The sequence below is a fragment of the Pseudoalteromonas piscicida genome (assembly GCF_000238315.3).
In the GTDB taxonomy this organism is placed as follows: Bacteria; Pseudomonadota; Gammaproteobacteria; order Enterobacterales; family Alteromonadaceae; genus Pseudoalteromonas; species Pseudoalteromonas piscicida.
The window spans coordinates 915,912-931,594 of the sequence record NZ_CP011925.1; the positions used below are offsets into that span (position 1 = coordinate 915,912).

Here is a 15,683-nt window from a genome sequence, read left to right on the forward strand (position 1 = left end):
GCTGACTATATATTAAGGAGAATATAAGTGAATAAATACCTGTCAGTTTCAAGTTTGGTGCTAGCGGCTATATTAACTTTAACTAAGGTTGCTACAGCTGAAGCTTCAGCCAGAGAAATGTATGATTCGGAATTATATTATACATGTGATGCAAGTAACGCTGAAAACTTTGCTAAAAAGTATCTGCCAGTACTGACGTGTTATGAAAATGAAGGAGTAATTGGTAGAGAGCACATCCAAGAATGTTGCTCTGATACTAAAGAAGTCTCAATTATCAATGCAAACTCTAAGCTGAAGTGGCTTTATAAGTTATGGCATGCTAATCAAGGAGGGGTTAGTGCGGAAATGGAGCTTCTAAGTCAAATTTTACCTGTACCAAATCATGCAAATGCATTAGCGGACGAGTTAATCAAGTCTTATGATGCTTGGGGCCGAGCAACAACGATAGTTTCCCAAGAGTATAATTCATCAAGTATGCAATCTACGCTGGCTATCGATACTAGCACTAGCCGCCAGCAAACGTTATCTGAAAATAACTGTGAAAATGAAGCTATTACCCGAGCTGCAAAACTCGCTTTCGACGATAGGACAAGAACGACTCTACGAAGACGTGCGGAAAATGAATTAATTGAAGAATATGGTAGCTTAGGGGTGGCATTTGAGACTACTCGTGTTACTCAGTTTGGCTTCAAGATAGGTTTGGGAAGTGTTGGATTTAAAGATCAAGTAGAGTATGTACCGCGAAGAAGAATGATAGATATAGAGTTTCATGATGCACTGAATGGCAACCATAGAGTGGTATATAATTTAGAGTTTAGTAATGGTATTCGCATGGATTTAAACAAAGACATGACGAAATTTGCAGGAATAACCGTGCGCCATTTAAGGGAGAGTCCTGCAAGCCAAAACGTAATGAGGAATTGCATTATCGAAACGCTTAATATATATAGAAAAGCGAGTGTGAAAAGTAGTGATACTTCAGATGGTGCTATTGATTTACCGCCAGCTACTGGGCGATATCCAAGTCGCAATTCTGGTGGAGGTGTAGGTGGAGAGTTTTGTACATGGACTTTCTATGATCCTTGGGGAGAGGTGCTTTTCGAAATGGAAGGCGGTTGTCCGTAAGGAGCTTCTCATATTTAAGTATTTAGCTTGGGGCAATTAACAGCTTTGCCCCATTTTTAAGGTATAGCCAAGCATTACTTTAGCATCGCTTTTATCTAAGAAGAGTTTGGCTGCTTCTCGGCCTTTTTCTTCACTATTTTGATGAATGGTAGTTAGGCTGGGGCTAAAGCGTAGCGCTTCATCAACGCCATCAAAACCAACGACTTTAAGCTCCTGCGGTATCTTTACACCAAGTTTTTTGGCTTCTCTTAACAGCGGTAGTGCAATTAAGTCACTCATACACAGTACGGTATTAGGCCTTGGTGAGAGGTTAAGTAGTTCTTTTGCTGCGATATTTGCAAACCTTTCGCTGCTTTCAGGAATATTCCATACTCTGTCTTCGCCAAGTGTTAACCCACACTCTTCAATGGCTTTGAGATATCCGCTATAGCGCTGATGCGCAATAGAAGTCTCTAAGTCTATTAGGCTTTGCTCGTATACGCGGCAGAGCAAATCAGTGTCTAATAATCTCAAACCAAAAATAGCAACATCACTTTCGTCGTTTAGTGCTTTACTCGCTACGTCAAAGGCGGCTTGTTGGTTGTCTATATTAATACTGGCATGCGAGGGCAAATCAAAGTCAACCGTCACAACCTGTTTGCTAACATTCGCAAGATGCTCAATTAACTTGGGATTACGCGGGCGGCCATAACAAATTAAGCCGTCGACGAAATCGACAATGTCTCCGACATTATCTGCGGTGCCTGAGAACAGTAGTAGGTTAATATGCTGAGCTTCTAAAACGCTTGCAACTCCTCGCATAAAGCTACTTGCAACGGGATCTGATACCATATATTCAACGCTATCGGGTAGTACCAGCGCGACAATGTTAAACGAGCCCTTACGCAGCGATTGGGCTGCCTTGTTAGGTCCAAAATAACCCAATTCTTTACAGGCTTTTAAAATTTCTTCTCGTTTGGATTTAGAAAGTTGATCTGGTCTGTTAAAAGCATTCGATACAGTTGCATTTGACACGCCTAATTCCGCCGCAATGCTTTTGAGCGTCCATTTTTTTTGTCGTTACTCATTGGCAGGACCCCTTAATACAGTCAGGCATATGGCAATGGTTTAGTTCATCTTAACTAGTAAACACCTTAAATAACAAGCAATAATAGATTATTGTCGCAATCTAGTTTAAAGAAAATAGTCAATGAGGTATGATGCGCCCATACTTTTATTGCAAATTGTTCTCATAATCAATGACATTAGATAAACTTTCCAAAAATAGCGCAGCGACCATCACTTCTCTTACCCATCCAGATACTGCGTTACTGAGTCGAATAATGGCACTTGGAATTATTCCTGGTGAGCAAATAGAAGTCATTAACGTCGCCCCACTTGGATGCCCGATGCAAGTGAAAATTGGCGACACCTTTGTGAGCGTGCGTAAGGCCGATGCACAGTTCGTTGAAATTGAAGTTTTATAAGTTATTAAGGGCTCACGTATGAAAATTGCGTTAGTGGGCAACCCGAACTGCGGGAAAACCACATTATTTAACCGCCTGACCGGCTCTAAACAAAAAGTAGGGAGCTGGCCAGGGGTAACTGTCGAGAAAAAATTCGGCTATTTTGCTTTAGAAAACACAAACGTAGAATTGGTAGATTTGCCCGGGCTCTATAGCATGGAACAAATTGAACCAAGCCAAGATGAGCAAATCGCGTGTGACTTCCTAAAGCAAAATGAAGCTGACGTCATCATTAACATCGTGGATGCCGCAAACTTACAGCGAAATCTAGTATTAACTTCCCAGCTGAAAGAATTAGGCAAACCTATTCTCGTTGTTGCAAATATGGTTGATGTCGCAACACAGCGTGGGAGAAAGTTAGATTTAAAAAGACTCTCTGAACAGTTAGGGTTACCTGTAGTGCCATTCCACGGTGCTAAAGGTACAGGGCAAGAAGCGTTGTTGGAACAACTCGCACAGATCACTCGGTTTCCAAAAGCACCTGTGATGGAAAACACCGAAAGCACTAGCAGCGATCCACTCGAAAAAGCGGTTGCTCGTCACCGAGCAGTGAAAAAGTTGGCTGATGGCGTAAGTATCATTACGCCAAAACGTGCAGATACGACAGAAACGCTTGATAAAATCGTGCTCAACCGCTGGCTTGGTGTACCTATTTTCTTAGCCATGATGTATTTAATGTTTACCATTGCGGTGAATGTTGGTGCTGTATTTATCGACTTTTTTGACATCGCCGTGGGCGCCTTACTTATCGATGGTGTAAAAATCTTGCTAACAGATATTGGCGCACCTCAATGGCTGGGTGTGTTATTGGCTGATGGTTTTGGTGCGGGTATTCAATTAGTGGCGACCTTCATCCCTGTTATTGCGGTGCTATATCTGTGCTTATCCATTTTGGAAGATAGTGGTTATCTTTCTCGGGCCGCGTTTGTTATTGACCGTTTGATGTCATCCATTGGTCTACCGGGCAATGCTTTTGTACCTTTGATCGTTGGATTCGGCTGTAATGTGCCTGCGGTTATGGCGTCAAGAACGATGGGTCGAGAGTCAGATAGATTACTGACGATTATTATGGCGCCATTTATGTCCTGCGGTGCACGTTTGACGGTATATGCGTTATTTGCAGCGGCTTTCTTTCCAACGAACGGAGCCAATGTTGTTTTTGGTCTGTATTTGCTTGGCATAGTGGTTGCGGTAGGTTCTGGCTTTTTATTTAGAAAGCAAGTATTCAAAACGCAAAAATTACCCTCATTTACCGAGATGCCAGCGTATCATATGCCAATTTGGCGCAATATATTCATTACCACTTGGCAGCGTCTGAGCGGCTTTATCAAACGTGCTGGCAAAACAATTGTCATGGTGGTTATTTTACTCAGTGCATTAAACTCGATTGGTACCGATGGCTCGTTTGGCAATGAGAATACAGATAGGTCACTTTTGGCGAAGGCTGCACAAGTGGTCACGCCAATCTTCGAGCCAATTGGGTTAAAAGAGGAAAACTGGCCTGCTACGGTTGGTGTTGTGACTGGTATGTTTGCCAAAGAAGCTATTGTCGGTACTTTAGATGCGCTTTATACCGGTGTCGAAGAAGAAGGTGGAGAGTTTTCATTGTTGGCTTCGTTAAAAGAAGCGTTGATGACCATAGTAGACAATAGTAAAGATCTTATCGCAAACCTTGGTGATCCATTAGGACTTAACGAATTAGAGTCAGGCGCTGAAAGTGGCACTGCGCTACTTACTGCAATGGCCGCGAAATTTAATGGTCAAATCGGTGCATTTAGTTATCTTGTCTTTATCTTACTTTATACGCCTTGTGTAGCGGTATTAGGTGCAATTAAACGTGAATCTGGCGGTAAGTGGATGTGGCTAGTGATTGGCTGGACGACCTCAATTGCTTATATCATGGCGACTTTAGTTTACCAAGCTAGTCAGTTAAACACCTCGCCAACGAGTGCTTCGCTTTGGATTATAGCGATGTTGTTGTTTGGATTTGCATGGTGGAAAGGATTATCCCGACTGGGTAATAAACTTAACCAACCACCAACCTATCAAATAAACTTAGGTTAGTTATTCAAAAGCTTGGTTAATTGAGCGGCACTTAGAGCGCCGTTTTTTATGTCTGGTATTGAGCAAAAAAAAGCAGTGCTAACTGAGTCAGCACTGCCAACAACTCTAAATCAATCAAGGGGAGTCTTCAAAAAGGAGATTACGCCGCTTTATTGACGGAAGAGTGACGCAACAATGAAAGATTTATGACTGTGAAAATTTCACTTTGCTTCTAGCTTAAAATCGCTTAATTTTTAGCTCTATTCTTGCTGTTAACAGGGACAATAATGATAACCACTGATACTCCTCTAATTTTACGCCATCTTGATACTATCCATGCGCTGATCTCTAATTCTTATTGGGCAAAACAAATGCCTAAAGTATTGCTAGAAAAAGCCATTCAAAATAGTCTGAGCTTCATGTATTTGGATGATAAAGGCGAGTTTCAGGGTTTTTGTCGCGTGATAACCGACTATGCCACCTTTGCCTATCTTGCCGACGTGATAGTTGAGGAAAGTGCCAGAGGTAAAGGGGTAGACAAAGCGATTGTTCAAGCCGTGGTTGACCATCCAGAGCTACAAGGCTTAAGGCGCTTTATGCTGGCAACTTTTGATGCGCATACTCTATATGAAAAATTCGGCTTTGCAGCGGTGCCAGATCCAAGTATTTTGATGCAGATCAGCCATCCTACAATATATTCGGATTTACAAAATTAATTGCTGGATTTTAGTCACTTATATTTTGTTTTTTAGAACGAAGACTGGATAAATGGACTTACCCTGAACATAATAAAGACGATAACAACAACAGGTGTCTTTATTATGTTACTGCTCGCGACTATCTATTTGGCTGCTGCGATATTGGCGGTGCCAATCGCTAAACGGCTAGGGCTCGGCTCTGTGCTTGGATATTTATTGGCAGGGATCCTAATTGGTCCTCATCTTCTTCATCTTGTGGGAGAGCAAACTGACGTCATGCACTTTGCCGAGTTTGGCGTGGTGATGATGCTATTCTTAGTCGGGCTTGAGTTACAACCCAAAAGGCTCTGGACGATGCGCCGCTCTATAGTTGGTCTCGGTGGCTTACAAGTGGTTATCACAACGGCTGTACTCTATTTCGCGATTGATTTAGCGCTTGACTTTTTGTGGCAGCAATCATTAGCTATTGCGTTAATGTTGGCACTGTCTTCTACCGCCATTGCACTGCAAACCTTAAATGAAAAAGGCTTGATTAAACAATCTGGCGGTCAAAATGCGTTTTCGGTGTTGTTATTTCAAGATATAGCCGTGATCCCCATTCTCGCGATTATGCCGTTGTTAGCATTTAGTGATTTGGCTGTGAGTGATGGCCACGGCAATTTGTTACATGCTTTCCCGACTTACCTCCAAGTGGCTATTTCTGTTTTTGTGATTTTGGCTATCATCGCCGCTGGGCATTATGTCGCCGCGCCGTTATTTAGATATATTGCCAGCACTCGAATGCGCGAGCTATTTACCGTAGTGGCGCTATTTATCGTTATCGCCACCGCGTTATTGATGCAAAGCATTGGTTTATCCCCAGCGCTTGGAACATTTCTCGCGGGTGTTGTTCTCGCGGAAAGTGAATTTCGCCATGAATTAGAAGCCGATATTGAACCGTTTAAAGGGTTACTTCTTGGCCTCTTTTTCATGACAGTCGGCGCATCAATCGACTTTTCCTTATTGGCACAAAAATGGTTATTTATTTTAGCGTCAGTGGTGCTATTAATGGGGTTAAAGGCGGTTATTTTATATTTGTTGGCAACGGTGTTTTCACTGCATAAGCGAGCGACATGGTTATTTACCGCAGCCCTGTGTCAAGGCGGGGAGTTTGCGTTTGTACTACTTTCTGTTACTGGCAGTTTAGCAATCTTAACTCCAGATCAAGTCGCGTTAGTTACACTGGTTGTTGCGGTATCTATGCTCGGATCACCCCTCATTTTTATTCTTTATGACAAAATAGTTGAACGTCAGGCCAATACTACTCAAGAACAAGATAGCTTAGAGACGATGGAAGCGACACAAAACGTTATTGTGGTCGGCTACGGGCGTTTTGGCCAAGTGATAGGGCGCTTGCTCCATGCTCAGGGTTATCATTTATCGATCTTGGATCACAGCCCAAGTCAAATTGAATTACTCCGTCGCTTTGGCAATCAAGTGTTTTATGGCGATGGTGCACGATTAGATTTGCTCGAAGCCGCAGGGGCTCACGAAGCGCAAATGCTGGTCGTAGCGATTGATGAACCAGATAAAACCCTCAAAATCGTCAGGTTAGCGCAACAACACTTCCCTAATCTAAAACTTGTTGTCCGTGCGACCGACCGTCGTCATGCCTACCAACTAATAAAATTGGGTGTCACTGCCTTTGAGCGAGAAACTTTTGTCTCTGCTGTGAAGCTAGGTGAGCAGGCGCTTAAGTTATTGGGCCATAGTGAAGAAGATGTCGCACGAGCGGGTTACCTCTTTACCAAACACGATGTTGAATCTATGCACATGCTCGCCGATGTGTGGGGAGACGATGAAAGCTATGGTATTGCGATCCGTCAGCGTATGGCTGACCTCAAACAGGTACTTCAGGCGGACGAAAAAGCGCAAGAAGATCTTAATACCTGCCATGGTGAAAATTGTGAAGATAAACCACCAGCCATAAAACAATAACGTATAAATATTAGGTTAAATCAGTATGTTGAGAGTGACATTAGAACAGTGGCGGATGTTTAGAGCCGTTGTTGAATATGGTGGCTTTAATCAAGCTGCTAAAGAAGTACATAAAAGCCAGTCAAGTATCCACACTGCGGTCCATAAAATTGAGAAAGGTCTTGGTGTTAAGCTTTTTAGAGTCGAAGGGCGAAGAACCCTGTTAACCGAAGCGGGCGAAATGATGCTGCGCCGTGCCAATTATCTCTTGGAAGAAGCGGCAAAAGTGGAAGCGGTAGGGCAGACGCTGGGCGAGGGGGTCGAGAGTCAATTGCGTATAGCGGTCGATGAAATTTTCCCACAGCAGGTACTATATAAGGTGCTAGAAAATACATCTGCACAATACCCTTTATTGCGTGTTGAGCTGGTTGAGTCAGTATTAACAGGCGCATCTGAACTTTTGCAAAATACTGACGTAGACATCGCTATCTCGCCGGTGACTTTACAAGACGGGTTCAGTGAAGAATTGTGCCAAATTGAGTTTGTTGCAGTGGCAAATCCCAATCACGCATTACATCAATTTGGTCGCGCGCTTACATTCGAAGACTTAAAATCCCATCGCCAAATCGTAGTGAGAGACTCTGCAATCTCACGTAAAAAAGATGAAGGTTGGTTGGGGGCGCATCAACGTTGGACGGTGAGCCATATGACAACCTCGATAGATATGATAGCGCAAGGCTTAGGATTTGCTTGGTTACCTATTCCGGCTATCAAAACGCAACTAGATTCTGGCGTCTTGAAACCACTACCACTATCGCAACATAGTCAGCGTAAAGCACAGCTTCATCTTATTTTTAAAGATGGTGACAGGCTTGGGCCCGCAGCGCGCGCATTTATTGGTGAGTTAAGATATCGGTGCATGCAGCTGGAAGATTCTGTTGAGTAGAATGATTGATGTTAGATTATCAAATTTTATTCGTTTCAAACAGGTAATAGACTAAGGTCATCAACATGCGTTTGGAGCGAAACATGCGATATATTCGAAAAGCACAAGATAGAGGTAAAGCAGATTTTGGTTGGTTGCAAAGCCAACATAGTTTCTCATTTGGTCGATATTATGATCCCGCCCACATGGGATTTGGTAATCTTAGGGTGATCAATGATGACACGGTGCTTGGTGGTCATGGCTTTGATACTCATGGTCACCGAGATATGGAAATTATTTCCTATGTCATTGGCGGTGAATTAGCACATCAAGATAGTATGGGTAATCAGTTTACTGTGGCGGCAGGTGAAGTTCAGAGAATGAGCGCAGGTAGTGGCATTCTTCATTCAGAATATAATGCTTCAAAGACAGCGCCTGCACACTTTTTACAAATTTGGATAGAGCCAAAGCTTAAAGGCATAATGCCAAGTTATGAACAAATTCAAATTAAACAAAGTAGCGCACTTACGCCCATTGTTACGCCTACAGGCGTGGAGGGCACTCTGAGTATCAATGCTGAAGCTGAAATATACCGCTTGCAGCTACATCAAGGTCAACAGATTGAGCTGAATGCGCACGCGCAAAAAGCCTATTTGCACATTGTTGGCGGCGAAGCGACGCTTGATGGTGAGGGGTTTCAGCAAGGCGATGGCATCGGTCTGATTGCTGGTGACAACATGCAGGTTACCGCAGTAACAGATGTTGAAGCGCTGTGGTTTTTATTACTTAACTAAGCAAATTGGTATTAAATTCAGCGCCTAAAATTAAAGGAATTGAAGAATGACAGAACCAATTCAACTTGCAGTAATTGCCCTTGTCGTTCTGCTAAGTGGTATTTCAAAGTCTGGCTTCGCAGGTGCGTTAGGGGCGTTTTCTGTTCCAATTTTGATGATGGTGTTGAACCCAAGGGATGCCATTGCGTTGATGCTTCCGCTACTTATCGTCGCGGATGTTTTTAGCCTGAAGAGCTATTGGCGCTTATGGAATGTGTCAGAATTAAAGCGGCTATTGCCAGGTACACTAGTCGGGATAGCCTTAGCAACGCTTTTTCTTCAAGGTGTCAGTGAGTTTTGGCTGACGGTTGTGATTGCAGCGATGAGTATAGTATTTGCGCTTAAAAGCTTACTGATTAAAAATACACCTGAAAGTGTTGGGCACTTAAGGTTACTGGCCGCGAGCACCTCTACCGCAGCTGGTATCTCCACGACCTTAATTCATGCAGGCGGCCCACCACTCATGGTGTATTTTAACGCTCGAAAATTAGAGCCAACGGCTTATATCGCGACGGTTTCGGTACTATTTGCGCTGATGAATGTGATTAAGTTGGCGACCTTCTCTGCAACTGGGTTGTTACAGTGGCAACATGTGCTGCTTGCTATCTGTTTTACACCTTTAGCGTTGCTTGGTAATAGGCTCGGTGTGCACCTTGCGAAACGCTTACCTAAAAAGCAATTTTTGCTGGTGATGAATGGACTACTGCTCATGCTTGGACTGGTATTAATTGGTAAATTGTTGTGATGGTATCGGCTTACCAACATTCAGCAAAATAAATGCCCACAACATGTTGTGGGCATAGAAAACTATAACTGCTCTTCCATCTCTTTTTGATACTCATCTGCAAGTTGCGACTTTTCACTTTTATCAAGTACCTTACCCGCACGCTGGAAAAACGCTTGCTCTTCGTCGGCCAAGTGATGCTCAACTTTGTCTTTGAGCTTTTTCAATTTAGTAAGCCAACTAGGGTCGGAAAACTCCGTATTATCCAGTGCCTCAATTAACTCATCAATTTCATGGTGCTCCGCGATACCGTGGCGAGAGTCTTCGATCGTCATATCGCTGTCCATGAGAGGGGCGTAAAAGTACCTTTCTTCTGCGATGGCATGCGCTTCTAGCGCGTCTTTCAACTCTTTATAGTATTTTTCGCGGACCTTTGAATCACCAGACGTGTCTGCCAACATATTCAATAGGGCGCGTTGATGATCGTGATCTTGCTTTATTGCATTAAAAATTTCCATGTAGGTTACCTCTTGTTTTAGTTTAAAACATCTGCTTTGGTGCTGTTTTTAAAAAACGACATGAGTTTGCTGCGATGCGCCTCATTATTCGTTTTAATGATAAGCAGCCACTTGCCCTCTGCGATTTTATTCATCACCGCCTGATTAAACGCATCTTTGTCCGGACGCAAAGAAATAAGGCCTGAAGCAAATAGCCCTAAAAATAAGCCGGGGCTTAATAAAGCGATAAACGTTAAGTAAGGATTAGCTTGTGTGAAAGCCGGTCCATAACTTACCAATAGCCCTGCGATGAGAAAGCCTAATATCACCCCCATGCTGCCAAGGTATAAATGCCAATTAAGCATGTTTCTGGCAAGACGGCTTTCGCTTTTAGGTTCAAGTCTTTTGTCGGCATCTTTGTCATACGGATTAACCAGTTGTAGATGCTCATGTTGAACAAGGTGGCTATTTAACAATTCATTTTGCAATTCTTCTGCGGCTGCTTTCCCTGTTAGAACGGCCCCAACTCTATGATCTGCGTAGGATAATATTTCAAAAGTATCCATTACTCCTCCTAATTTCGTTGCAGCTTGTAATTATTCAAACTGCAAGTGTTATACCGAGTGAGTAAGATTTCTAATGTATTGAATTTTATTAATAATTTTAAATTCTATATGTTGTTGGGTTGAACAAATGAAGCACAAACAAGAAAGAATTACCGAGTAGTTACTACATGTTTTGATACAACATAATGATTGTAAAGTTAGTTTAGGGAAGAAATTGGCATATTTACTCATATCGTATCAAAAAATTTACAAAGATGTGTTTTGTTACTTAATTCAAGATATTAAGCCTGGGTCTATTTTTTAAACAAATGCATGAAAGCATTGCATAAATATTTAAAGTAAATTAAATATTATTAAAATGTTAACTTTGGGGTTTATTTATTTGATTTGCTGCCTAGTCTAATAAGGCGTGGCAAAAGCTAATGGCTTGCCATGTCTTCTGCAGTTGAAGGAGAAAACAGTCACATTTCATCTAATGCTTTTTGTTAAGCAATGATGAAAAGGACAATAAAACAACAATACTAGGAGTGTAATTCGTGAAATTATCTACAGTAACTATGGCTACGGCGTGTGCGATTGCGTTTACTTCGCTCAGTGCTCAAGCTGCAACAAAACAATACCTAAACCAGCAAGCTGACATTAATACTATGCTTAAATCAGCCTCTCAAACTGTGTTGAGTACACAGCCAGAAGTGCTGATTGGCTTAGAAAATGCGAGCCAACTAAAGGAGCTTAAAAGCTTCAATAGTAAAAAAGGTGAAGTAACTAAGCGTTTCCAACAAATGTACCAAGGATTACCAGTGATTGGTGATTCGGTCATTTTAACGTTTGACGATGCCGGTGCGCTTAAAAAAGCTCACGGTGCGGCGGTTTATAACATCGCGGCTGACATCGGTTCGGTAAAACCCAAGCTAAATGCCAAAATGGCGTTGAGTCAGTTTGAAAAACAGTCGCTTAGTGCAGACAAAAAGCTTAAAAAACATAACGAAAAATCTCGCCTTGCGATCTGGCTTGATGGCAATTCAACGGCACGTTTAGTGTACGAAGTCACTTTTGTTACTTATGGTGATGAGCCTAAGCGTCCATATTTGATCATTGATGCAAACACAGGCGAAGTGTTAGAAAGCTTCAACAACTTGCAGCATGCAAATGCGACAGGCCCTGGTGGTAACCAAAAAACGGGTCGTTACCAGTATGGTACTGATTACGGTCATCTAGACGTAGCGCAGTCGGGTAATACTTGTACCATGACGAATGCGAACGTTAAGACAATTAACTTAAATCACGGTAGCAGCGGTTCGACTGCACATAGCTTTACGTGCCCAGAAAACACAGTTAAAGAAATTAACGGTGCATACTCACCGCTAAATGATGCTCATTATTTTGGTAATGTAGTATTTAATATGTACAACGATTAGCTAGGTACTGCGCCATTGTCGTTCCAGCTTAAAATGCGTGTTCACTACAGCAGCAATTATGAAAATGCGTTCTGGGATGGCAGCGCGATGACTTTTGGCGATGGTGCGAATACATTCTACCCGTTGGTAAGTCTTGATGTATCTGCTCACGAAGTGAGCCATGGTTTCACTGAGCAAAACTCAGGTCTGGTATACCGTTATAAGTCAGGTGGCTTGAACGAAGCGTTTTCTGATATGGCAGGTGAAGCCGCCGAATTCTTTATGAAAGGCAGCAATGACTGGTTAGTTGGCCAAGACATCTTCAAAGGCAGTGGCGCATTGCGTTATATGAATGACCTAACGCAAGACGGTCGCTCAATCGATCATCAGTCTAACTATACGTCTAGCATGGACGTTCACCACACTTCAGGGGTGTTCAATAAAGCCTTCTACAATCTAGCAACTACGGCAGGTTGGGATACGAAAAAAGCCTTTATCGTAATGGCAAAAGCTAACCAAATGTATTGGACCGCTAATACTGACTGGGACTTAGCTGGTAATGGCGTAATGGATGCGGCATGTGACCTAGGTTATGAACCAGGTGACGTACAAGCTGCTTTAGCAGCGGTTGGCGTTAACTCAAACTTAAGCACAGGTAGTAGCTGTGATACTAACCCACCACCACCTCCTGGTGGCGACGAAGAGTTGACGAACGGTCAGCCTCGCACTGGGATCAGTGGCGCGGCAAAAGAGCAAATGTTTTTTACCCTTGATGTGCCAGCTGATGCGACTAGCCTAAACTTCACAACTTCTGGTGGTAGCGGTGATGCGGACCTTTATGTTAAGTATGGCTCTCGTCCGACACTAAACACCTATGACTGCAATAGCACAACGTCTACAAGCAACGAAAGCTGCGATATTAGTAACATTCAAGCTGGTAAGTACTACGTGATGGTCGAAGCGTGGAATCAGATTTCGGGCGTAACTTTGACTGGTACATACAGCTCAACAGGTGGAACTCAACCAATTGATCGCACTGAGTCAAATGTCAGTGTTGCATCTGGCAGCTGGACACGTTTCACGCAAGATCTAAATGCTAGCTACAGCAGCCTTGAAGTGAGCATTTCAGGTGGTTCAGGTGATGCGGATCTATACGTAAACTTTGGTTCTCAATCAACAACGTCGAGCTATCAGTGTCGCCCTTATAAAAACGGTAACAACGAGACCTGTACGATTGCAAACCCACAACAAGGTACTTGGTATATTGATTTACGTGGCTATAGCGCAGCAAGCGGTGTAACACTGAATATCAAAGCGAACTAAGTAACAATTATAGGGAGCGAAAGCTCCCTTTCTTTATTAATAAATAAAATCATAAATTTACCTCATTTGAATAATCCTTTTATTTTGCTCAGCGCTTAAATCATGTTGTTATTCAAATGAGTTGAGGATACAACAATGAAATTAACTACACCTATGCTACTGAGCATTGCCTGTTTGAGTGGCTTTTCTGAAGCGTCTGAAGAGGTTTGGGTGACGATGGATGCGAAGTCTAGTCAGCATTTCCAAGTCCATAATTCTATTCGCGGTACTCATTTCGAGCAGCTTTCTTTACCAAACAGTGAAGTCAAAGCGTTAAAAGTACCTGCAAACTTACACTCACACCTGAGTGCATTTATGCACGACGAATATCACCGCTGTGGTGGTTTTGTCGCCCATGACTCCTTAGAGCAGGCGCAAAGCTATCTTGCACAGTTAGAAAGCGTAAACCCAAGTGCGACGCTGGTTAACTACAGCATTGATAACCCCACTCGGGTTAACAGCTTAATCTCAAAAGTCAGTACAGTGAACTTGGACAGCAGCGTCAACTCGCTAACCAGTTTTTATAACCGCTATTATACCTCGCAAACAGGCATTGATGCTGCTGCATGGGTCAAGCAAACATGGAGTGATATTGCAGCAAGTCGCTCAGATATTAGTGTTGAATATTTTAGCCATTCTTGGGCTCAATCTTCAGTGATTGTCACCATTCCAGGTAGTGAACTGAGTGATGAAATCGTTATTATCGGCGGGCATCTTGATTCAATTAACCAATCTAACTCGAGTGGGCTTGCGCCGGGTGCGGATGATAATGCCTCTGGGATAGCTGTGCTTACCGAAGCGCTAAGCGCTATTGTTGAAGATGGTTATCAGCCTCAGCGGACAATCCAAATCATGGGCTTTGCGGCAGAAGAAGTTGGGCTTCGAGGTTCTAAAGCTATCGCGCAGTCGTACAGCTCTCAGGGAAAAAACGTAGTCGGTATGACACAATTTGATATGACTGGCCGCAATGGCAGTAGTGCGGATATTGTGATGATGACAGACTATACAAACAGCGCACAGAATCAGTTCTTAGGCCAATTAATAGAAACTTATTTGCCAAACCTAAGCTATGCTTATGACCAATGCGGTTATGGTTGTTCTGACCATGCATCTTGGTATCAGCAAGGGTTCCCAGCTTCTATGCCATTTGAATCAAGAATGTCCGAGATCAACAGAAAAATTCATACCACCAACGATACCGAATTTGATTCAACACATGCACAAAAATTTGCAAAACTCGCGCTGGCGTTTGTTGCTGAGCTTGGCAAAAATGCGGGTGATACACCTCCGCCACCGCCAAACAATGAGCTTGAAAATGGCGTGGCTAAAACGGGGATTTCTGGCGCTTCTAAAAGCCAACAGTTTTTCACCATGGAAGTACCACAAGGTGCAACTAATTTAAGTTTTACCACGTCAGGTGGTACTGGTGATGCCGATCTCTACGTTCGCTATGGCTCCAAACCTACTTTGAACACTCATGACTGCAAAAGCACTAACTCGTCTAGTAACGAGCAATGCAATATTTCCGCTGTGCAAACTGGCACGTATTACGTGATGGTAGAAGCATGGAACGCGATTTCGGGGGTCAGTTTGGTAGGGCAATACGATACCTCAAGTGGCAATACGCCTATTGACGAAACTATCAATAATATTTCTGTCGCCAGCGGACAGTGGCAGTATTTTAGTCAAGCACTAACCGCGGGATACCAAACCCTGACAATTACGACGTCGGGAGGCACGGGAGATGCGGATCTTTATGTTAATTTTGGCACGCAACCAAATACCAGCACCTACCAATGTCGGCCATACAAAAATGGCAATAATGAGGTATGTACAATCTCCAATCCTCAGGCTGGCACTTGGCATATCGGCCTGCAAGGTTACCAAGTAGCAAGCAATGTAACGCTAAATATTAACGCGAATTAATACGCGTTTAAAATCAAGACCGGAGATAAAACCTTGTTTATCTCCGGTCTTAGCGCTTAGTGATATATTGATTTAAAGAGATTTGATTTAATTGATATTCTGCTTCTGATAGACTCAGTGAGTTCA

The 15,683-nt window shown here is 42.9% G+C and carries 12 protein-coding genes and 1 pseudogene; 10 read left to right on the plus strand and 3 right to left on the minus strand.

From position 1 onward, the window contains the following. Positions 1-27 precede the first annotated feature (27 nt). On the plus strand, positions 28-1,125 hold the full coding sequence (locus tag PPIS_RS23435) for a hypothetical protein (protein ID WP_010373235.1): 1,098 nt from the start codon (positions 28-30) through the stop codon (positions 1,123-1,125). Between the two features lie 36 nt (positions 1,126-1,161). On the opposite strand, the gene PPIS_RS23440 is transcribed toward PPIS_RS23435, so the two are convergent. Continuing rightward, positions 1,162-2,139, minus strand: coding sequence for a LacI family DNA-binding transcriptional regulator (locus tag PPIS_RS23440; RefSeq protein ID WP_010373232.1), 978 nt, complete (start codon positions 2,137-2,139; stop codon positions 1,162-1,164). Between the two features lie 224 nt (positions 2,140-2,363). On the opposite strand from PPIS_RS23440, the gene PPIS_RS23445 reads away from it, so the two are divergent. From PPIS_RS23445 to PPIS_RS23475, 7 genes are all read left to right on the plus strand, one after another. Further along, positions 2,364-2,591, plus strand: a complete 228-nt coding sequence (locus tag PPIS_RS23445; protein ID WP_010605304.1) for a FeoA family protein — start codon at positions 2,364-2,366, stop codon at positions 2,589-2,591. Positions 2,592-2,609: 18 nt separating this feature from the next. Further along, on the plus strand, positions 2,610-4,694 hold the full coding sequence (feoB, locus tag PPIS_RS23450) for a ferrous iron transport protein B (RefSeq protein ID WP_010373227.1): 2,085 nt from the start codon (positions 2,610-2,612) through the stop codon (positions 4,692-4,694). A gap of 266 nt (positions 4,695-4,960) precedes the next feature. Continuing rightward, positions 4,961-5,389 carry a GNAT family N-acetyltransferase gene (locus PPIS_RS23455; protein ID WP_010373223.1) on the plus strand — a complete coding sequence of 143 codons (429 nt, stop codon included), beginning with the start codon at positions 4,961-4,963 and terminating at the stop codon, positions 5,387-5,389. 105 nt (positions 5,390-5,494) lie between these two features. Further along, on the plus strand, positions 5,495-7,348 hold the full coding sequence (locus PPIS_RS23460; RefSeq protein ID WP_010373221.1) for a monovalent cation:proton antiporter-2 (CPA2) family protein: 1,854 nt from the start codon (positions 5,495-5,497) through the stop codon (positions 7,346-7,348). A gap of 25 nt (positions 7,349-7,373) precedes the next feature. Beyond that, a complete protein-coding gene (locus PPIS_RS23465) occupies positions 7,374-8,273 on the plus strand; it encodes a LysR family transcriptional regulator (protein ID WP_019647314.1) in 900 nt (299 codons plus the stop codon). An 83-nt stretch (positions 8,274-8,356) separates the two neighbouring features. Continuing rightward, positions 8,357-9,046, plus strand: coding sequence for a pirin family protein (locus PPIS_RS23470; RefSeq protein ID WP_010373204.1), 690 nt, complete (start codon positions 8,357-8,359; stop codon positions 9,044-9,046). 46 nt (positions 9,047-9,092) lie between these two features. After that, complete coding sequence (locus tag PPIS_RS23475; protein ID WP_010373201.1) at positions 9,093-9,830, plus strand: sulfite exporter TauE/SafE family protein; 738 nt, start codon at positions 9,093-9,095, stop codon at positions 9,828-9,830. Between the two features lie 62 nt (positions 9,831-9,892). Here PPIS_RS23475 and PPIS_RS23480 read toward each other — a convergent pair whose 3' ends face one another. Together PPIS_RS23480 and PPIS_RS23485 are read right to left on the minus strand one after the other, a co-directional pair. After that, on the minus strand, positions 9,893-10,327 hold the full coding sequence (locus PPIS_RS23480; RefSeq protein ID WP_010373198.1) for a hemerythrin domain-containing protein: 435 nt from the start codon (positions 10,325-10,327) through the stop codon (positions 9,893-9,895). A 17-nt stretch (positions 10,328-10,344) separates the two neighbouring features. Continuing rightward, positions 10,345-10,872: a hypothetical protein gene (locus PPIS_RS23485; protein WP_010373195.1), complete on the minus strand. Its 528-nt coding sequence runs from the start codon at positions 10,870-10,872 to the stop codon at positions 10,345-10,347. A gap of 536 nt (positions 10,873-11,408) precedes the next feature. Here PPIS_RS23485 and PPIS_RS25670 point away from each other — a divergent pair. Then, positions 11,409-13,592: pseudogene (locus tag PPIS_RS25670) on the plus strand (M4 family metallopeptidase). Positions 13,593-13,727: 135 nt separating this feature from the next. Continuing rightward, the gene (locus tag PPIS_RS23495) at positions 13,728-15,557 is read left to right on the plus strand and encodes a M28 family metallopeptidase (protein WP_010373191.1); all 1,830 of its coding nucleotides are present in this window, start codon (positions 13,728-13,730) and stop codon (positions 15,555-15,557) included. Positions 15,558-15,683 lie beyond the last annotated feature (126 nt).